This window comes from Sphingobacterium sp. Ag1 (assembly GCF_000988325.1).
In the GTDB taxonomy this organism is placed as follows: Bacteria; Bacteroidota; Bacteroidia; order Sphingobacteriales; family Sphingobacteriaceae; genus Sphingobacterium.
Genome location: NZ_LBGU01000020.1, coordinates 57870 through 78736, shown reverse-complemented (window position 1 = coordinate 78736; position 20867 = coordinate 57870). Strand labels below are relative to the sequence as shown.

Below are 20867 nucleotides of genomic sequence, written 5' to 3'. Positions count from 1 at the left end.
CGATTTGCAGTGCGTATGAATAATTTGAACAATAGCGAAGATTTTGCAGGACAGGGGGTAAGCGTGGCTCAGATGCCACGTAATTTTGCTGTGCAGCTCAGCCTGAGGTTTTAACTAGATCATAAAAAAGCTACATCATCTGATGTGGCTTTTGTATGATCTGCTTAATAGCTATACAATGTCTTATTTGACTTGTGTAATTGCTCCGTTAGTAACGCTTCCCCAATTTGTAAGACTTCCATAAACAATTAATTTAGACTTGCTGTTGGCAAATTCTACCTTTCCACTACCATTAATAGTCAAGTTACCGTATACGACAACTTCACCGTCAATAACCATTTTACCATTGATAAATGAAGTGGATTTTGATCCGACAGTTCCCTGAGAAAGTGAACCTGTTACGCTCAATATGCCACTCCCGTTCACGGTAAAGGTTCCACCAATAACGCCTGAACCTACCAAATTCATCGTTGAATTGACGTTAATGTTTTGCTTCAAAGCTATTGAACCATACATGTTGAATACACCGCTGTTGATGTTAACAGAATTTCCATTGATATTAAGTGTTCCACACCAGTTAAAATTCCTGTTGATATTTACGTTTGAAGCAAATGTTTTTGTATCCGAGTAGCTCGCTTCACTATTAACATTCAGGTCTCCTTGTGTACTGCCTGTGAAAGCAGGATAAGTACCATTACAGCTCGGAGTTGTTGGTTTCAGATCGATGAGTTTAAGAATTTTTAAGCCACCTTTTCCGGTTGCGACAAAAACATAGTTATCTCTACTGATGACAAAATTACTTGAACTATTGTCAATCGCATTGAAACTTGCACTACCAATATAGTTAAAGTTGTTTTGTGTGTCAAATTGATAAGCTGCGATACCAGCGCCACCGTTGGCAACAAACACACGTTTGTCGTTTGTGGATACAGCATTGGTCACGATATCTTCCGGATCCATGTTGCTGTCATCAGGACTTACTGGAATACTAATGCGTTTATCCAAAGCTCCTGTATTTATATTATAAATACCCAAGCCCTGAGCGCCTTCAGAAGCTAAAAGATAACTGCTGTAAAAATCAATAGTACGCTTTGCTGAACTTGGATTTTGACCCACATTGATTGTTTTAACCGGATCAAGATTATTGGATACAACTTTTATCCCCTGTGTTCCTGAAAGCACATACACTTGATTCTGGTATGTTCTTACAGATAGGAGATCCGCAATAGTTACCGATTTTTCGATAGCACCCGAAGATTTATTGATTTTAGAAATAGCACCAGCATTACCTGAAACAGCATACTGGCTTTCGTTGTTAAAAGTAACATCTGTTGCCACATAACTTGGTAGACCTGTATAACGATAAGCATCGGTAGGTAAGCCATTCTGAAGCGGTAAAACAATAAGAACTGCAGGGGAGGTCATTTTTGCCAATACACCTTCATCTGCTGCTCCAGCTAAGAGTAGGCTATTGCCATCAACCGCTAATGAGCTTATGTCGATATTCGGCAATTTGGCATTTACGATAAGACGTGGGTTGTTAATATCTGAAATGTCGATGACATCGACACCACCAAGATATCGATCGCCTTCGGTATTGTAACTTACATAAGCGTAGTTCCCCGAAACAGCAACATGGGTTGCACGAAGCTTATTGCCTTCATAATCCGGAGGAGCGACTTGTGCGACCAATGCTAACGAGAAGTCTGGGTTTTGAGTAGCAGTGACTGTCGAACCACTGGTTGCTCGCTTACCGGATGCTAAAAGATTAGATAACGGCAATAAACCAGCATTTTGATGATCTAAACGTGCATTCAGTTGACTTGCATTATTGTCAATAACAACAGATTGATTTTTAGGATCATCAATGTTATCATTGTTTTTGTTACAGCTAATAATTGCGGTCAATGTCAATGCTAGAAGTGGCAGGTAAAATTTCTGTTTCATAATATTATATATCTATCGCAAAAGTAAACCAAAAATCTTATAGTTAAGTTTTGTTGCGGTTAATTTTTATAAAGCTGTAGTTGTTTTACTACTAGATTTTATGCTGTGTAAACTTTTAATGAACATAAATTTTCCCATTACATGCTCAACTGAGTTTACATGTATAGAAAAGGGTCTGACATAAATCAGCCCCTTACTTTTTGAAGATGAAATTCTTTGTTTCTTCTTGTCGTTGTGGTTCCCCTTTTATATGGAGTTATTTTTTTCTAATTCTCATTTGAAATTTAACGTATTAAAGCAGCTTAAAGAAGGACTCCTTTATCGCTGCTCCTTGGGCAATTATTTCTTGAGGCTCAAATGTCATAAACTGCAAAGCTTTTGATTTGTGGCGTTTCTGTCGCTTCGATGACATGAAAGCGAATTTTAGATGTTTTGATCTTGTCAAACTTATGTATCCTTTTGTTGCCAACTGATTCACCAGAAGCAACGTTTACCCAATTATTATCGATCCAGGCGGCTATGGTGTATTTTCGAATACGCTCGCCACGCTGTATTACCTCACCAAAGATGACCTGATTTACAGTTTTAGGCGTTTTCAGGTCTAGGATAAAGTCTTTTGCTGCTTTGTTTTTAACGATTGCTACGGGATGGGATATGACAGTGGTCAATGCTCTGCCAAACTCCGCTAGTCGATCAACATCCTCCTTAGGAACTAGGCCGCTCGTATCGACTACAATGCCCAGTAACATGTTGGAATTTCTGCCTACACTGGTATAGTAGGAATCTACTAGCTGATCCACCGAAAGGAGCTTCTGTCCATTTTCTTTCCAAAACCATCCACCTTGCCAACCGGTGCGCATCGGGAAATCGGCTTCTCCGGGGCACCATAGTGATCCATTTGGATTGCCGTTCAAACCATCGATAACAATTGTTCCGGTAGCTGATGTCGTAAAATCCGAACGGCTCCAATTGGGATACGGTGCTCTTCCTTCTTCATTTCCTATCCATCGTATTAAATTTTTGGCATCACTTGGACCTTGAAAAACCACAGCATCAGGTTGCAGTTTTTTTAGTAACGGAGCAATATCTGGTCCGCCATCTTTTATGGGCAGTACCCCACCATCAAACCAAATTTCAAACAGCTTACCATAATTTGACCATAATTCGGAAAGCTGCGTTTTCACAACATCATTGTATTGTTGCTGCGTAAGTGGGCCTCCTGATTGAACTTTACCTGGATTATTCACATGCAAATATCCATTGGCGGAAGCACTGGCATAGATGCCAGGTCTGATGCCATATTTTTGACAGGATTGGATAAAATCCTTTACGATATCGCCTTTTCCTGCTTTCCAAGGTGATTTGCTGATATTATAGTCATGTGCTTTGGTAGGCCATAAGCTGAATCCCGAGCAATGCTTTGCAACGAGTACGGCATATTTTGCACCTGCGGCTTTGGCAGCCCTGATCCATTGATCGGTGTCCAATTTACTCGGGTTAAAGACCGAGGCTGGAGGATGCGAGCCCCATTGTTGCCATTTATAGTCGGGTACATAATTTACAACATCGAAGTGAAAAATCACCCCGATCTCCGCTTCAGCCCATGCTACATGGGCAGGAGAAGGGAACACTTCCTTTTGTTGGGCGTAACAAAGTAAGCGCAACAAAAGGAAGTGGATCATTAAAATATAGTTCTTCATTTTTATTTGTACTATTGCCATCCTGCATTCTGTCCCAAAGTAGGATTTAAACTTATTTCCTCTAACGGTATTGGAAATAAATACATTTTGTCATTCCATGATCTTTTTTCTAGTGCGGTGTAGATCCGAATATAAAAATCGCCATTGACGGTTATACCATTGACTTGTGCAGCTGGGTATTTGGCTCTTAAAGCTGGAGTAAGTTTCATCCCTAATATAGTTTCAGGACGTTCGATTCTTTTTCCTGCTTTCCAGCGTAACAGATCGTCAAACCTAAAGCCTTCGTCAGCGAGTTCGACTCTGCGTTCCCGTCTAATTTCGTCTATCAAAACCGGAACCTCTGGAAATGCCGAATTGGGATCTCTTTTTAACGAAGCAATAATCATCTCCGGCATACCGACACGTCTTCGTAGCAGATTGATACTTTTGTCAATATCCGTTTGTTTGATATCACCCAGTTCCGCTTTAGCTTCGGCATAAATCAACAATATCTCAGCATATCGGAAGATAAAGAAGTCTAGCGTGGATTGATTGGCCTGCCACATAGCGGGGTCAGCACTCCTTCCCTTGATCAGTTGATAGCCTGTATTTGCAGTGTTTGTTCCAATTCTTGGTAGATCGATAATGTCTTTCGATCCATCGCTGTTTTGTAGTAAGACAAAGCCTTTGGTTGCAATCGTCTGTTTAGCCCGTGGATCACGATCGGCAAATTCATCCTCAGGCGTGTTGTCTCCTTTATATTTTGTACTAAGTGCAGTAGGCAATCCATCTGAGCAAAGATAATTTTGGACGAAATCCTTGCTATAACCGGTTCCTGTCTCGCCCAAAGTCCTGCTGATACCATTCATTAGGATGCTTTGGAGGTAGCGCCTTCCAAGGATAGACTCGGTATTGCCATTGAGTTCTTGCTGGATAAAGAGATTATAATAATCCGTTGTCGGGTTCCCGGTGGAGTATAGAGAATATTTATTTGATCCCATAATAAGTTCGGCAGCACTGAGCGCTTCGCGAAGATATTTTTCGCTCCCTTCGACGCCGAAATATTTCCTTCGGGTTCCTTCCCATAAGCATATCCGGGCTTTGAGCGCAGCAGCGGCATACTTATGCAAGCGACCCGCAGAAACGTTGTCGGCAGGAATATTATCAAGAGCGAAATTTAGGTCGGCTAGGACCGAATCCATCACGATATTCCGCGACGTTCTCGGCGCATAGAGCTCTTCACTTTTTTCCGTAAGATCCTTACTGTACCAGGCAACATCTCCATAACGCTTGGAGAGACCCCAATAAAAAAGGGCGCGGAAGAACCGGACCTCACCGGCGTATTGATTTTTAATTGCCTGACTAGCTTCGGCGTTGTTGTAGCGCTGTAAGAAATAATTTACATTCCGAATATTTGTCCAGTTATAACCGGCATCTGTATTGGGGACAACATATTGGCCAGCTAAAAAAGCATTTATACTACTCGGGACTTTATCGTCTGACTGATTGTCTTGGATAAAATTTTGGGTAGGCAGAGAAGTATAAAACTGATTCGCATAGAGCATCAGGTCATTTTCGTTCTTGAAGAAGGTTGGTTCGGTGATCGAGGACAAAGGTAGTCTGTCTAGGTAGCTATCTTTTTTACAAGAAGCAATAAATGCCAATGAACCGAGTATGAGTAGTGTTTTTAATGTTTTCATAATTTAAAAGCTAAATCTTATCAATTAAAATCCAAGTTGTAGTCCAAATGCCACCGATTTACTTTGTGGAGCATCTTGAAAATTGAGAACTTCAGGATCGAAGGCATCAAATAAGCTCGTAAACGTAAGGAGATTCTGTCCCGAAATATACACACGTGCACGGCCAAGTTTTGCCCGTTCAGTCCATCTTTTAGGTAATGAATAACCAAGTGTAAGTTGTTTCACCCGAAGGTAGGCAGCGTTTTGAAGGTATTTTGTCTGCTGTTGCGAGTTGCCACCATTACCAAATCGTAGCCTCGGAAAATAAGCATCTCTGTTTTCTGGTGTCCAATAATCTGTTGCATAGACAAAAGGGACATTCCATTCGCTCGTAAATCCCCAGAAAGCACTATTGCTGATCCAGGTATCTCGTTTGCCTATACCTTGTAAGAAAGCGGAGAAATCGAAGTTCTTGTAATTTAACCCCATGTTAAGGCCAAACGAATACCGAGGGGTGGAATTTCCGATGATTTTTCGGTCCCCAGGGTTACCGACCGTATTGTTACCGAAGTCGATCTTACCATCATTATTTAAATCTGCATAACGGATATCTCCAGGTCTCCAGGTACCACCCCATACTTGGGTCTGTCTTGGGGCCGAATCGATTTCTTCCTGACTTTGAAAGTAACCCTGTGTTTCAAAACCCCATATCTCGCCGTCTAATTTGCCTTCATACCAGTTATTGAATATTTTGGTAGTATTCAGCGGATATTTCGTGAGCTTGGCATGATTGTCCGATAGCGAAAGCATCAAGTCATAGGAAAGCTCGTCGCCTATGCGGTCATTCCAACCAACACTAAGTTCCCATCCCTTGGTAACCAATGTACCTGCATTTTGGCTCGGTGCGGCTGTTCCCAGTACGGATGGCAGTGGAACCCCTGCAACAAGCATATCGCGTGTACGTCTTTCGTAAACGTCAAAGCTGCCGGTAAGACGATTTTTAAGTAAGGCGAAATCTAGACCGAAATTGGTCGTGGCCGATTTTTCCCAGGTAAAGTTTGTGCTTACAAGCCCTGGAGCCCCCACACTTACACCGGTTTGATTACCAAAAATATAACCTACACTATTGTTTACGGGCATTGTTGGCAGGTAAGGATAGAAATTAGTCGCAGAGTACAGATCATTACTGTTAAAGCCTTGGTTAGGCAATTCACCGTATGATCCTCTCAATTTCAAGTCATTGACAACATCCTTAATTCCCGCCATAAAGTTCTCTTCAGAAATCCGCCAACCTGCAGAAACAGAGGGAGTGAAGACGTATCTTTTATCTGCAGAAAAACGGGAGGATCCGTCGTAGCGACCATTGATTTCCAACAGGTATTTCTTATCAAAAATATAGTTCAGTCTGAAAACTGTTCCAAAGAGTGCCCACTCGTTTTCAGCTCCGGTTACACTTGGTCTAGGATCATTATTTAGATTAATAGCGGGTTTGGTAGGGTCAACAAGATTATTTGCGAAAATGCCTAATCGTTTGTAGCGGCTGCTCTCCCGATTGATACCCGCCATTGCTTTAAAATAATGCTTTTCCGCGAAGGTGTTTTCGTATGTAGCAAAAGCATTTAAAGCAAAGTAATTATGGTTATCTGTTGTTTCTGATACAGATGAAGGATTTGTCCAAGGAAATGTGCCAAGCAGAATCCCATTCACACCATATTCCTTAAAAGGAATCTGATGGCTTTGTAAAAAGTTGTTGTAGGCATTCCAGGTATAATCAGCGACGACTGACACATGTTCGATAGGTTTGATTTTCACTCCTCCGGTTAGCCATAAGTCATTAGAATATCGTTTTCTTTTTCCATTGTTAGCCGCTACAGCGAAAGGATTGGTAAAACTGCCCTGTCCTGAAAAGTTGCCATCAGGATGTCGAATTGGCATAGTCGGTCTCAAGTCTCCAGAGATCCATCCAGATGATGTTCCCCCCGTAACGACTCCGGCGGTTTCTTTATCGTCTATATGAGTGAGGGCGAAATTTCCTGTTAAGGTTAACCAATCTGTAATCTCAGAGTTTACTTTCATCGATGGATTCAAGCGTTGATACTTTTGGCCAGCCTCTTTAAAAAGCCCCTTTTGTTGTAGATATCCTAAAGAAGTGATGACCGAAGTTGCACCACGGCCACCCTGTAATGATAGATTGTGTCTTTGCATCGGCGCCCAACCTGGATATTGTTCCTTAATCCAGTCTGTATTTCCTACATAACGATACTTGGCTGGATTGGAAGGGTCTACATACACCGGAAGGTTGTTGACAGGATCGTTAAAGTAGGCATTTGCAAGAATAGAATCTTGTTCTGTAAAAGACTCTGTCGCCGTGGTTCCGCCGTCTTGTCCGTTTCGATTTGCCTGGCGGTGCATCCTAATGTAATCGATCGAATTGATGTATTTGGCCATTTTGGTAGGCCTGGAAATGGTGTATTCTCCTGTATAATTGATTTGTGGATTTTGGCTTTTCGGATTCTTTGTCTGAATCAAGATGACGCCATAGGCCGCTCTACCGCCATATATAGCTGCCGCAGCAGCATCTTTTAAAACGGTTACATTTTCCACATCCGAAGGATCAATAGAATTGGGGTCACGTTGTACCCCGTCTACTAAAATCAGTGGACCTGCGGTACCGCCATTGATCGAACCTGTACCGCGGATATTGAATTGAGAACCAGTGCCAGGTTTGCCATTGGCCGAAGTGATGTTTAGGTTTGGAACCAAACCTTGTAGTCCTTGACCTAAATTCGCAATTGGACGATCAGCTAGACGTTTGGCACTTACAGTTGCGACTGCTCCGGTCAGATTCTCTTTCTTTTGGGTACCGAATCCGACAACAACGACTTCCTCGAGGTTACTGTTTGCTGCCTTTAGAACAACATTGATTTCGTTTTTCCCCTGCGTGGGTATTTCTGCTGTTGCATATCCAACGGAGCTAATAATCAAAATGCTGTTTGATTCCGGTACAGTAAGGGAAAACTCCCCTTGGGCATTGGTACTTGTGCCGATGGTACTACCTTTTAAAAGAACATTTATACCAGGAAGAGCTTGCCCATTTTCGTTTGTCACTCGCCCTGTGATTGTCCGTTTTTGAATATTGTCATTGACGTTTTTAGCAATAAGCTTTGGCGCCAATTTAAGCCCTATAGCGATAGAGCGTCCCTTTATTTGATAATCTAACGATTTATCGACTAAGAGTTCATCCAATAGAGAGCTGATCGATTTATTGTTAGCACTGATCGTGATCGGTTTAATATTTTTCAGGTCGTTCTCGTCATAAATGAACGTGTAACCAGACTGTCTACTGATCTCAATCAATATATTTTTCAGTTGTGCTTTATGCTGGTTGAGGTTAATGCGCTGTGCGCGAACATTTCCCATAGCCGCCATAATGGAAGCCAATAATAGAACAAAGGTTAGTTTCATAGACAGGTGTGTCTTGTAAGATTTCAGGTATTGGTAATAATACCTTGGATGATCTTTTTTCATATTTTTTAAGTTTAATAAACAATGCAGGTTGACATCTATACAGTCCTTGGTTGCGGAGACCATATTAGTCAGATTTACATTGGCGGTTATAGGTTTTCGTTCCAGGTTTCTGAGGAACTAACACAATAATTGGTTTCGGATCTCTTCTCGAATGTCGATGAAAAAGCTTTTCTTGTCAGGTTATCGCATAGCTACAATCCTCCTTCCTTCTCGTGTGAATTTTACGTTTGACTTCAACTCAATAGCCTGCAACACTTCAGATAATTTGGCGTCCCTTGGGATAATGGCTGAAAACTTACGATCGCCATAGGGGCCCATGTCGACTTCAACATCATACCAACGTTCGATCTTGCGTGCATATTGGCTCAAAGGCTCCTCATGCAGTACATAAAGACCGTCCTTCCATGCATAACTATCTTCAATACCGCTGGTTGTTATTTCAATAACATCTTTTCCATTGACAACTGCCTGTTGCCCCGGACTTAAGAGGGCCTGATGTTTTGTCTTTGTGTCCGTAATGCGCAGACTGCCACTGACAAGGGTCGTGTATGAACGGCCATTGTCATTATAGGTATTGACGTTGAAACTTGTCCCCAGCACTTCAATACGCTGTTGTACTGTTTGTATGACAAATGGTTTGTGTATATTTTTGGTAACTTCCAGGTAGACTTCACCTGTCAGCTGGATTTGTCTTTCTTTACCAATAAAGGCCGCTGGATAAGTGATAGAAGATAAGGCATTCAACCATGCTTTGGTACCATCAGGCAGCACGACTTCAAATTGACCGGCAGCCGGTGTTGAAAGCCGGATTGTTTTTACATTCTCCGTTTCAACGATCGTCGTTCCATTATTGTATCCCAATGAGCCTTCTTTTGAGATAATGCTGCTATTTTTTCCGTCTAGAGCAATTGCTGGTTGTCCATCTATTGATAATAACGCTTTGTTTTTGCCTGGCGCAATGTCATCAACAAACAATTCATGTTTGCTTTCTTGATTATTATTCCGTTGTAGATATAGTATTGTTCCAATTGTAAAAAAAGCGAGGAGAATTGCAGCAATTGCTATAATGTACCCTTTATTATTATAAGGCTGCTCTTTAGAGATTCCCTTTAATCTTTTTTGTAGTTCGATTACATCCGAAATTAGCTCCTTGTCAGATGGAATTTGGTCTTCACCTAGATTAAGATACCATTCTTCAACAAGCGCTTGTTCTTGTGTTGTACATTTCCCTTCTACATATTTCTTAAGTAAGGACGGGCCATTTCCATGCTCTTGGTTCATCATGATAATATAGTTGGTTACTTCTATATGACGGATGAGAAGGGGGGAGAGGGGGGGCGATTAGAAAATTTTACAAAAAAACAGTAAGCTTACCCAAAGCAGGCTTCCTAATTTACTGCGAAGCAGACGTAGGGCCTCTTTCATATAACTGCGAACGCTATGTTCTGATAGATTAAGCTTTTTTGCGATATCCTTGTGACTGAGATAGTGCTCCCTACTCAGTTCGAAGACCTCTCTTACGCGTGGGGAAAGCTTATTAAGCACACGATCTATTTGTTCCTGAAGCAATTTCTCCCTTAGGGAATGGTCTGTACCTCCAGTATGATGTGTTGTAATAGGAGGTAATGAGGCCAAATACTTAGTTTTTGATTGTTCTTTGGCGATGTGATCTATTACACGGTAGCGTATGGCACTGTGGAGGTAGGCAGATATTTCTCCCTGGATAGCCAACGTATACCTGTTTTGCCAAATCGAAGCAAATAAGTCATGGACAATATCCTTAGCGGCTTCGCGATCTTGCAACTTATTGGTTGCGTGAAGATATAATAAGGCAAAATAAGTGTTATAGAGCTTCTGAAAGGCAAGAGAGTTCCCATTCTTTAGCTCTTGCAGCAGATCCCTTTCTTCTATTTTTTGCTTATTGTACATGATCAATGGACAATATTAGTAAACAATGCATAGTTGAGCAAATCTATTCAGCTTTTGTTTGCATGCACACGATTGCGTAATATTTGATGTTTTTCAAGAATGCCCATTTACAGACTAATATGATTCTCTACTAGTCAATATTTGCGATAGCTTTTTATTGCTTTCTCCTAACGCTTTCCAATAACTTGAATAGAAAAAACGTTTATTTCAGTTCTATACCGATATGTGTATTATTAGATTATAAAATGAAATTGATAATTTTGGAAATAGCTAAACCACTCAAAAGCCTGTAAATTGTTAGTTATGAAAAGAATAATATGTTTTACCGTTGGATGTCTACTTTTCAGTGCCATTTATCTGCAAGGTTGCATAAATAGTGGAAGTACCATAGAACAGCGGGAAAAAGAGTCCTCGGTCCCGATATCATCTAATTTTGATTCACTGGAGTATTATTTTATGGATATTGATTTATTTAAAATAGGTGAATTGGAGGACAAAAAGAATAAATCTGAGAAAGAGCGTCTTTTGTTATCAATATTGGAAGATGATAAGTTGGATCTTTCCCTTTTATCTCATTTGAAGAATATAGGATATGTTAGAGGCTGACTGAATCAATCTCTCTATAGTACTGTCGACTCACTATTTTTCTTAAAAACAAGAACAGATCATGTCGACACCTCTTGTATTTATGAATTTCGAGATATCCTTGTGTTCTATAAAAATAAGCAATGCATGGGGATCGCTAAGATCTGTTTTGATTGTAAAGCTATGGTTTCATGGAGCGAAAAACCAAATTTCGCAGGTTTCGGTGATTGGGAAGATTACGATAAATTGCATCTTTTACTCAGGAGGAAATAAAATTTCACCTTTCGAATTCATTTATTTTCCGATTGTTCTAAGGTGTTAGACCAAAATCCCTAGTACAAATTATTGCTGAGTCAGCGGGCTGTTACCAATAGCGACAGTTGGAAAGTGTCAGTTGGTTGCTACCTTGTGAAATGTAGCTTTTTGTGTTGAATTAATTTTTAAGATAACGTTTTTTGTATATTTTTATCAGCTCATAAAAAAACTGAATGTTAAATTCTGCGTTCTTATGTTCTGCTTGAACGATATTAAGGAGTAAGTAGTAAGAGAACGTTCAACTGATTTAAGAACAGCGTTACCTAAGCATTAGCTTTATGCAAGCTTAGCCGATATATTGTATACTAAAACTATTTAAAATGAAACAATGCATAAAAATCGCACTGATCGGACTATTCTTGACATTATCTATAAGCTCTTGTAGCGAAAGACTAAGTGGAAAGGACGAGTCGTCCTTTGATAGTTCCCGCAAAAAGGTAGAAGCAAAGCTGAATGACAAAGAAAAAGCGAACTTGGAAAAGGCCTTGCGAGTGGCACTATCCGAAGCGATGTGGCTCAAAATGAACGAACCTCAAAAATATAATGAGGAATCAATAAATCGTATTTCGTTGGGTATGATCGATGGAAAATCTTACGGTGCAGTATTGGACCTGGCCGATGACATCCTTCAAAAACAACAGGAAAGGAAAATAGCTCATCTTCAAAATGAGATCGATAGTCTACAAAAACATAAAACTGAATTTGAACAGATAAAGAAAGAGCTGGCTGTTTTTCAGTTGGAACCTATTGAACTGGGACTCGAAGATTTCTTTGGCGAACCTGTTCCCAGAATTATAGTGACTATGAAGTATATGGGTAAAAAGCCGCTAAAAGGAAGTCAGGGCTTTTCGTATGTGCTGAAAAAACGTTCTTCACAAACTATTATCAGTAATGAGCAGGCTGTTTTTGGCGAATCTGACAGTGTACTCCAACCAGGTGAGTTTCGTGTCAATACGATAGTCTTCAATCAGCAAAAAAAAGATTATCCTAAACTCTGGAGCTTTCCTCGCTATCCCGTCAAAGGAATCAATCTGACAGATTACGATCTGGAATTAGTTGTGACGACGCAATCGATCAAATCGAATGACCGGGAGACAGTTCTTCCTGAAGGTAGTATAGCATTGATTGATGAAAACTTAAAAAAATTAGAAAAGGAAATTACTGAACTAAAGAAAGAGAAAATTAGCCTTGACGATTTGGAATTGACGTAATTTGAGTATAGTACGTAAAATCTTTTTTTCAAATCGCTGCCCAATTTCCCGTTTAATACATTTGTCGATCCTATTTTCGTAAAAATGTCCCTGAATAAAAAAAGGGACATGAATTTACAGTTTTATTTTTGAAGAAAGTACCATTTTAAAAGCATGAAATTAGACTTTTATAAGCCGATTAACGAAACATTAAGAAAATACATTAAAGGATATTATTTCATTTCTAAAAATCAAGATAGTGGGCCTATTAAGTATTGGACTTTTCCAAATAACTACTGTATTTTAACGGTGAATCAGCAGTTTGAGGTGGAAGATAAAGGGGACCTCGTCACGATAAGTTCTTCTGAAACAAATAATATTATGACTTGCGTTGTCTCTAGGTATACCAAACCGATGCAGATTTTTTATAAGGAACTTGTTGATGAATTAACTATTTATTTTCATCCCTTAGGCATCAATCATTTTGTTGAAGATCCTGCAAAGCTCTTTATAAGGAAAACACAGATTGATATAAATTTTTTGGATGGATTTAATGATAAAATGAGGACACTCTTTTCTTTGGATAGAACGTCTCAAATTATTGAACTAGAGTCTTACTTATTGTCTAAACTCAAAGTGAATAAAGATTTTACTAGCTTTAGACAAATGCTGGCAGATCTCGAAAACGAACTTACGGTCGATCAATTAGCTAAGAAGTATCATTTCTCCCGACAGTATATCAACAGATTATTTTTGCGGAATTTAGGTAAATCCCCCTCTGAATACAAAAAAATACATCGTTTTAGACAGGCCTTGAAAATGCAACATAAATCCAAGCGATTTTCACTTTTGCTAAATACAGGGTTTTACGATCAATCGCATTATATTAAGGACTTCAAGACATTTACAGCTTTAAACCCGAATAGCTTTTTTAAAGATGTTGATGTGAATAAAGAAAATGTTTGGCTAATTGTAGAGTAGTTTCCATTTTTACAATTTTACTCTTTTCTAAAACCATAAATTTGATGATCAGATGTGCATCATCTGTTTTCACTTTAATTTAACCTCGTATTCCCACAACATGAATTGGAAGACACTACATCTTTATCTGTATACATTTTGCCGGTATTTTATGGCAACTGTAATCATTTCGTACGCTGCCGCTAAGCTCCTGGAAACACAATTTACCTCGCAACCCAGCGTGTTTGATAAACCGCTTTCAGCGCTTTCAGGATTCGAATTGACATGGTATTATTTTGGCTATTCCAAATGGTACGGCAATGCAATTGCTGTTGCGCAGCTTATCAGCGCGCTATTGCTCTTTTTTCGCAAAACTGCCAGAATCGGTGTGATCCTTTTTCTGACCTTTATCGTTAATATTTTATTGATGGATTTTGCCTTTGACATTCAAGGTGCAAAAGGTATGGCAACCGTTCTTACCTTAATGGCTGTTTTCGTGCTTTTATCAGATTATAAAGCTTTTTATGCCTTTTTTATTGACAGCGCCCCTTTATTTACCGATGCAGATAGACCTAATTGGTTCAATAAAGTCAGTAAAATTAAATTCATCTATATTCCATTGGCAGCGATTGGAATTGTTACATTATTAGCGGTATTGAAAAACAAGTACCTCGCGAAAGATGAATTGTATGGAGCCTGGGAACATGCGATTACGAAGGAAAGACTATATTTTGAGGCAGCCCGGCATTTTCAGTCAAAATTACCTTGTTCGGTAAAAAATGCAACTGACGGATCTTATCGTGTTTCAGCGGACTCACTGTTGTTTTACCCTCCAAAGGGGAATGATGACTTGGGTAAAGACAGCTTAATTTATTACTCCGGAAAATTTTCCATCAGCGGTAATGAGTTGAAAATTATACAGCACAATAAAACGGAAATATTTAAGAGGATCCGATAGTATCGTTTGACTTATATTTTATTAGTAAGGCCTGACAACATGCGAATTGGAGATGAGAAGAAATAAGTAGGGCCCTGATACTAGTATCAGGGCCCTACTTATTAGCACTTCTTTGAATGATTGTGAACAGCTTCTTCTGTCTATAATCTCGGCTAAAAAAGTGCAGTTACTTTTTGTCCCACCAGACTTTGGATAGGAAAGAGTCACCATTTGTCATACGTGCTGCAGCCTCTTTTAAATTTGCTGCGTTTAACTCAGCCTCTTCACTGGAATAAATAGCTCTACGCGGTATTTGTCCGTTGGTGGAACCTGGGTTAGGACCGGGGGTTAATCGAGGATATCCTGTACGTCGCCATTCGGCAAAGGCTTCCATGTCCCGGCCAAATAGGTGAATCCACTTTTGTGTCGCTATTTTCTCCATCTTCTGTTCGTCAGTCAGACTGTTTAAACTTAATATAGGTTCGTAGGAAGTTGGAATTGCCGCCATATTGTAGGGCGGAAGCGCCAACGCAGCTTTCACCCCTTCTGTAAAGAATGTTTGGGCATTGGCACTTGTAGCTCCCCAGCCTAATAGAGCCGCTTCGGCTTTGTAGAAACAGATATCCGAATAAGTAAAAGCATAACTCGGAATTGGAGCAAAGCTAAGACTAAACCAAGTTGATTTATTCGCTGTTGAATAATTGGCTCGAATCAATTGGGATAGTTGATTATCGGTCAGCGAGACTCCAATGCCCTGATAGGTTGCCGTACCATTGACATTGACTGGTTCGGCAAGTAGTGGAAGCCTAGGGTCGTTGTATTCTTTTAGTTTATCGACTAATGTATTGGCAAGATAACGTAGATCGGCACTTCCTGTTGTCATTTGACGCAGGATAGGGTTTTGGTTTTCAGCTTGAGCATCGTTGTAAGTCGGCACAGCCGCGTTGTCACTGTTGCTGCTGAATAGACCTACTGTGGAGGTCATGGCTTCGGTAACCGTTTTCTGCGCTAAAGCGGGGTTGGCATAGCGCATGCGCATGCCTAGCTTTAGTTTGAGTGAATTGCCAAATTTTTTCCATTTATCAATGCTGCCTTTGTAAAAGAAATCTGAGGAGCCGTAAGACAGGTCTCCGCTCGTAAGCCTTGCTATAGCTGCATCGACTTTTTGAATGAGTGCCGGATAGATATCTTCTTGCTTGTCAAATTTGGGTGTGCGGTTAATTTCCTTATTGGATTTTGTGATCTCGGAGTAGGGGATATCCCCAAACAAGTCTGTAAGGCGTTGATAGAGATAGGCCTCATAAAGTTCGGCAATAGCCAGTTTGCTCCTGCCTTCTGCATTGTCTTCCTTACCGCTCAATTCTTGTTTAATCTGAACGATATTGCGGAGCAAGGTGTAATGCTGTGACCAAATAAGATTTTCGGGGCCTTCAAAATATCGAGATACAGGTACTACCGGCCCCCCCGCCCAATGTTGGATCCAAGAGCCGAACTTGTTGTTGGGTAGTTCTCCAGACTCCTGAAAAGTACCATCACGTAGAACGCGGGCTATCAGTAAGGAAGGATCTACAGTGGTGACAGATGTTGGGGGCGTGTTGATTCGTTCGAAATCTTTGGTACAGGAACCTAGTCCAGCCACAGAAATAAGTCCGACGATGAATGTATTTTTAAATAGTTTCTTTTTCATGATAATAGGTTTACAGGCCAACAGTGAGGTTAATACCGAATGTGCGCATCATTGGAAGGGACGTTGATTCTATACCGATGGAGCTATTGTTTACGTTGAAAGCAGAAGCTTCTGGTGAAAATCCATCCGTTTTCCGTTGAAAGTAAAAAAGGTTACGTCCATACACGCCCAATTTTAGCGAGCTGACGAGTTTATGCGGCATCAGTTTCTTCGGGAAAGAATACGAAAGACTGATTTCGCGCATGGCAATATAGCTCATATCATTGATCATTTCTTCGGATACCATGACCTCTTTGTCGCTCGCAACCATGTTCCAATAATCTTGTGCGGCGACCTGCTTACTATTTTTTGTTCCTGTGCTTGTCCAATTGCCTGATCCATCTTTTTGTCCCACGATCCCCTCAGCAATGTAGCTGCCATCACGGCCTTCTAAGGTCTTTTTAGAAGTCCCGTAAATGATTTGTTCACGGTTCGATTGGGAGAAGATCACGCCGCCCTGGCGGATGTCGACAAGCGCATATAGATTGAAACCTTTATATTTAAAGGTATTGGCAAAACCTCCCAGCCAGTCGGGTTGCGCATTGCCAAGATCGGTTTCTACACGCCCAGCTGTGCGCAAAGGCAGCCCAGTCGTAGGATCGATCAATCTATTTCCCTGCTCATCTTTGATCCAGGCAAACTGTGTCCCAATGAGCTGGCCATATGGTTTTCCAACTTCCGCAACAACATTTATGCCGCGGTCTGTAGCAAGCAAGAAGCTTTCTACCCCTGGATAGAGTGATTCTACTTTATTCCGGTTGCGGTTGTAATTGAAGGTGGTATTCCATTCAAAGCCCGATTCAGTTTTGATCGGTGTTGCGCCCAAGACAAATTCAATACCTCTGTTGCTAATTTCTCCAGCGTTGATCCTGTTTTTCACATAGAGACTAGAAGGGGCAATGGGTACATCCAAAATCTGATTCTTTGTCTTGGCCTCATAGTAGGTAAAAGAGAATGAAAGTCTGTTTTTCAGAAATCGCAGATCTGCCCCAGCTTCGATCGATGTGGTCAACTCGTTTTTCAAATTCGGATCAGGAATAATTTCTGTATACGAAGCCATCGGTACACCACCGTGGGTGTACTGGTTGAGACTATAGGCTCCTGTCAGCTGATAGGGGTTTCCTGAACTCCCAGCTTGTGCCCAAGAGGCCCTTATTTTTGCAAATGACAGGGCTTCAGACTGCCATTTGAAAGCATCCGATAAGACCAAGCTGGAGCTTACAGAAGGATAAAAGAACGAATTATTTTCCTTTGAAAGAGTCGAAGACCAGTCGTTACGGGCGGAGAAATCCACAAACCAATAGTCTTTGTAACTGAATTGACCCGATAGATAAGCCGAATTAATCTTGGACTCGATTAGGTCAAAAATGTAACTATTTGTCGTGGTGTTATTGATTACAAAGAGATTCGGAACAATAAATTGATTACCTGAATTTCCTGTCATACGCAAATACCGGCTTTGATGGCTGGCCCCTAAGTTGGCACTGAGTTTAATGTCATCGGTCAATTTGAAGTTGGAGCTAGCGAGGACGTCAAAATTGTCTTCGCGGGCTCTGATGACCTCTTCGCGAATATCACCCTTTCGGTTCAAGCTTTGGTAGGTGTTTATTGGACGGTAACGAAACCGTTGATCGGTATAGAAGTCCGTACCCCCGGTCGCTGTGACCTTAAGCCAAGGAGCAAAGTCGTAACTCAGACGGAGTAACCCTATGATGCGGTCCCGACGATCTTCATTGTGGTTTTCATGAATGGTCCAAAAGGGGTTGGCTGTGGAACTATTGGTGGCATATGTTTTCTCCAATCCTTCCGTCAATCCCGAAAATCCAAGCTGTCTGCTGATCTCCTGCGCGGTCCATTTATACTGTGCCATGATGTCGTTTCCCAGGCTTCGCGGCTGGCTGATAAATAGGTAGGCAGGATTGTCTGCCGCATCGGCCAACGTAGGTCGGTTTTGTCCCTTTTGTGCAATATAGTTCGCCTTAATGTCGATATGAAATTTATCGGTTATTTTGGCTTGCGTGCGCAGACCGAAATTGTTTCTCTTCAGCGTATTGGTTGGGATATAACCCTTTACATCTGTATTGGCAAATGAAAAACGGTAGTTTACTTTGTCGGTTCCGCCATCGATACTTAGGTTGTTGACAAACTGTTTCTCTGTTTGAAAAAACGACGAGTAGGTATCTGGTTTTGGTGTTAACTGTAAGATGTTGCCATAAGCATCTTCATAAGTCTGGCCTTCCATTTTTGCGCCCCAGCTTGCCCGTGTCGTACGGTCACGTCCGGCACTCATTTTAGGCATACCACTGTAACCATTTTTCAGCGCTTCACTCATGGAAACAATGGTGCCGTCATCTTTTCTGAAATGTGTAAATGTTCCGTTCAATCCTTGTCCATAGACATTTTGAAAATCCGGTAAGACCAGCCCATTGCCCAATGAAAAATCTGTACCATAGCTAAAACGAGTCTTACCAGCTTTCCCAGATTTAGTTGTGATCAAGATAACGCCGTTACTTCCTCGCTGACCATAGAGGGCTGCAGCGTTTGGGCCTTTCAATACCGACATGGTTTCGATGTCTTCGGGATTGATGTTTCCGATTCCGTCACCATAATCGGTTCCCCCCGACTGATTTGGGGACGAAATATTTTGATTGTCTATCGGCACACCGTCAACCACATAGAGCGGCTGGCTATTACCAATAAGAGAGTTGTTGCCTCGGATGACGACTTTGGATGAACCTCCAGCACCAGACGCCGCGCGGCTCACCTGTACACCAGCAACTTTTCCTGACAGGGCATTGGCCACATTCGTTTCCTTACCCTGTGTCAGCTCGTCGCCTTTGAGTTCAGCAACCGTATATCCGAGCGCTTTTTTTTCACGTTTGATACCAAGTGCTGTAACGACAACTTCCTGTAGATTCTGCGCACTCGATTCCAAACTGATGTTGATGGCCAGTTTGTCTCTGTCGGTAATGGTATAATCCGAAAGTTCTCTGGTCTTAAAACCGATGGATGATACGCTGATCTGGTAGCCCTGTCCGGCTGGAACCTGATCGAGCGAAAAAGTCCCATCAGGTCTGCTTGTCGTTGTTTTTTTTAATCCGCTTATTGCGTTACGTAAGGTAACCGTTGCCGAAGGAATGGGCTTCCCGGTTTCATCTTTGATTACTCCATTAATAGAGGCATTTTGTTGGGCGTCAGCAAGAAGATAGCTTGTTGACAAAAGCCCCATGAGTCCAAGACGCAGTGCCCAGTTTACGTCGGCTCTAATGTTGGATCTCAACAGTAGCATAGTCAGGATACTATGCTTGGAAGGTAAATAATTGTGCATAATTTGTGGGTTAATTAAGTGAATTTTATTCGGTTTGTACATGGATGGTTATGCTATGAAGTGCTTGGATATCAGTCAACATGCTGATGTAGGCTGATGCTGTATTTTTATACGTTCCACTATAATATTTATCTTGAATATCTTTGAGGTCAAAACTCAGCCGCACTGCATAATTATGGCTGATGATATGAAGCACATCTTGTAAGGGGAGGTTTTTAAAGATCAATTGTTCCGATGTTTTTAGATAAGATCCCCGTTTACTGGATTGAGAAGCATTGATTCGGGTCTCAGCAATAATCTGTTGCTGTTTCCGGTCAATGCTGATTTCCTCATTGGGTAAAAACTGCAGATTTAAGGATTGTTCATTTCGGTAACTCGTATCGCTTTTGACTTCAATACGACCTTCATATAGTTTTATCTTCGTAATCGCGGTACCCTCTTCGTCGACGCTGAAAACGGTGCCAAGTGCCGTTGTTGTCAAACCTGCCGAATGAACTCGGAAGGGCCTGGTCTTATCCTTTGCCACAGTAAATTTGGCTTTGCCTTTTAATAGAATTTCTCGCGAGCTAATCCGTGTGAAATCTGAACTGAATTTTACCTCAGAATTGGGGTATAGTTCGATCGTAGATCCGTCTGGTACTGCAATTTGTTGAATGGTATTACCTGAATTGATGTAATATAAATTACTTGGTTCCTCCTGCGGTGCTGCATGGACTTTATTGATGCTGCGATGTGTGGTGTTATGTTTAGGTAAATAGACCTGATTTAACCCCAGCCAAGCTCCGATTCCAATGAAGATAATAATGGCAGCATATTTTAACCAGTTAAATCGATCCTTGTTTTTTTGCCCTATTTGTTTGAAAATATGCGCTTTTATTTCTTTTTGGTTTTTAAAATCCGAATCCACCTCATATTCTTGCCATTCCGTCTCTGGCATAAGATCCTCCCAATAAAACTCGTTATTAGCTAGCGCGTTTTCTATGGCCGCAATTTCTTCCGCATTGGCTTTACCGCTTAGGTAATTGTCGATCAATTCTTTTGTAATCTTCATCTAATAAGATTAC

The 20867-nt window shown here is 41.0% G+C and carries 13 protein-coding genes; 4 read left to right on the top strand and 9 right to left on the bottom strand.

Annotated features, from left to right (window positions below; all coding sequences use genetic code 11):
* Positions 1-183: 183 nt before the first annotated feature.
* The 6 genes from AAW12_RS02860 to AAW12_RS02835 all read right to left on the bottom strand — a co-directional run bounded on the left by AAW12_RS02860 (position 184) and on the right by AAW12_RS02835 (position 10762).
* The gene (locus tag AAW12_RS02860; RefSeq protein WP_046672103.1) at positions 184-1947 is read right to left on the bottom strand and encodes a hypothetical protein; all 1764 of its coding nucleotides are present in this window, start codon (positions 1945-1947) and stop codon (positions 184-186) included.
* A gap of 353 nt (positions 1948-2300) precedes the next feature.
* A complete protein-coding gene (locus AAW12_RS02855) occupies positions 2301-3647 on the bottom strand; it encodes an alpha-L-fucosidase (protein WP_046672110.1) in 1347 nt (448 codons plus the stop codon).
* Between the two features lie 11 nt (positions 3648-3658).
* Positions 3659-5326, bottom strand: a complete 1668-nt coding sequence (locus AAW12_RS02850) for a RagB/SusD family nutrient uptake outer membrane protein (RefSeq protein WP_046672102.1) — start codon at positions 5324-5326, stop codon at positions 3659-3661.
* Between the two features lie 24 nt (positions 5327-5350).
* A complete protein-coding gene (locus tag AAW12_RS02845; protein WP_197083962.1) occupies positions 5351-8833 on the bottom strand; it encodes a TonB-dependent receptor in 3483 nt (1160 codons plus the stop codon).
* A gap of 180 nt (positions 8834-9013) precedes the next feature.
* The gene (locus AAW12_RS02840) at positions 9014-10117 is read right to left on the bottom strand and encodes a FecR family protein (RefSeq protein ID WP_084823057.1); all 1104 of its coding nucleotides are present in this window, start codon (positions 10115-10117) and stop codon (positions 9014-9016) included.
* A gap of 57 nt (positions 10118-10174) precedes the next feature.
* Positions 10175-10762 carry an RNA polymerase sigma factor gene (locus tag AAW12_RS02835; RefSeq protein WP_046672100.1) on the bottom strand — a complete coding sequence of 196 codons (588 nt, stop codon included), beginning with the start codon at positions 10760-10762 and terminating at the stop codon, positions 10175-10177.
* A gap of 303 nt (positions 10763-11065) precedes the next feature.
* Here AAW12_RS02835 and AAW12_RS02830 point away from each other — a divergent pair, with 303 nt between their 5' ends.
* From AAW12_RS02830 to AAW12_RS02815, 4 genes are all read left to right on the top strand, one after another.
* A complete protein-coding gene (locus tag AAW12_RS02830) occupies positions 11066-11368 on the top strand; it encodes a hypothetical protein (protein ID WP_046672099.1) in 303 nt (100 codons plus the stop codon).
* A gap of 614 nt (positions 11369-11982) precedes the next feature.
* The gene (locus AAW12_RS02825; RefSeq protein WP_046672098.1) at positions 11983-12873 is read left to right on the top strand and encodes a DUF6694 family lipoprotein; all 891 of its coding nucleotides are present in this window, start codon (positions 11983-11985) and stop codon (positions 12871-12873) included.
* Between the two features lie 153 nt (positions 12874-13026).
* On the top strand, positions 13027-13833 hold the full coding sequence (locus AAW12_RS02820) for a helix-turn-helix domain-containing protein (RefSeq protein ID WP_046672097.1): 807 nt from the start codon (positions 13027-13029) through the stop codon (positions 13831-13833).
* Positions 13834-13984: 151 nt separating this feature from the next.
* Complete coding sequence (locus AAW12_RS02815; RefSeq protein ID WP_046672096.1) at positions 13985-14770, top strand: hypothetical protein; 786 nt, start codon at positions 13985-13987, stop codon at positions 14768-14770.
* A gap of 166 nt (positions 14771-14936) precedes the next feature.
* On the opposite strand, the gene AAW12_RS02810 is transcribed toward AAW12_RS02815, so the two are convergent.
* Genes AAW12_RS02810 through AAW12_RS02800 form a run of 3 tightly spaced genes read right to left on the bottom strand, consistent with a single transcriptional unit; the run spans position 14937 to position 20854 of the window.
* Positions 14937-16436, bottom strand: a complete 1500-nt coding sequence (locus tag AAW12_RS02810) for a SusD/RagB family nutrient-binding outer membrane lipoprotein (RefSeq protein ID WP_046672095.1) — start codon at positions 16434-16436, stop codon at positions 14937-14939.
* A gap of 10 nt (positions 16437-16446) precedes the next feature.
* Positions 16447-19803, bottom strand: coding sequence for a SusC/RagA family TonB-linked outer membrane protein (locus tag AAW12_RS02805; protein ID WP_046672108.1), 3357 nt, complete (start codon positions 19801-19803; stop codon positions 16447-16449).
* Between the two features lie 25 nt (positions 19804-19828).
* Positions 19829-20854, bottom strand: coding sequence for a FecR family protein (locus AAW12_RS02800; protein WP_046672094.1), 1026 nt, complete (start codon positions 20852-20854; stop codon positions 19829-19831).
* Positions 20855-20867 lie beyond the last annotated feature (13 nt).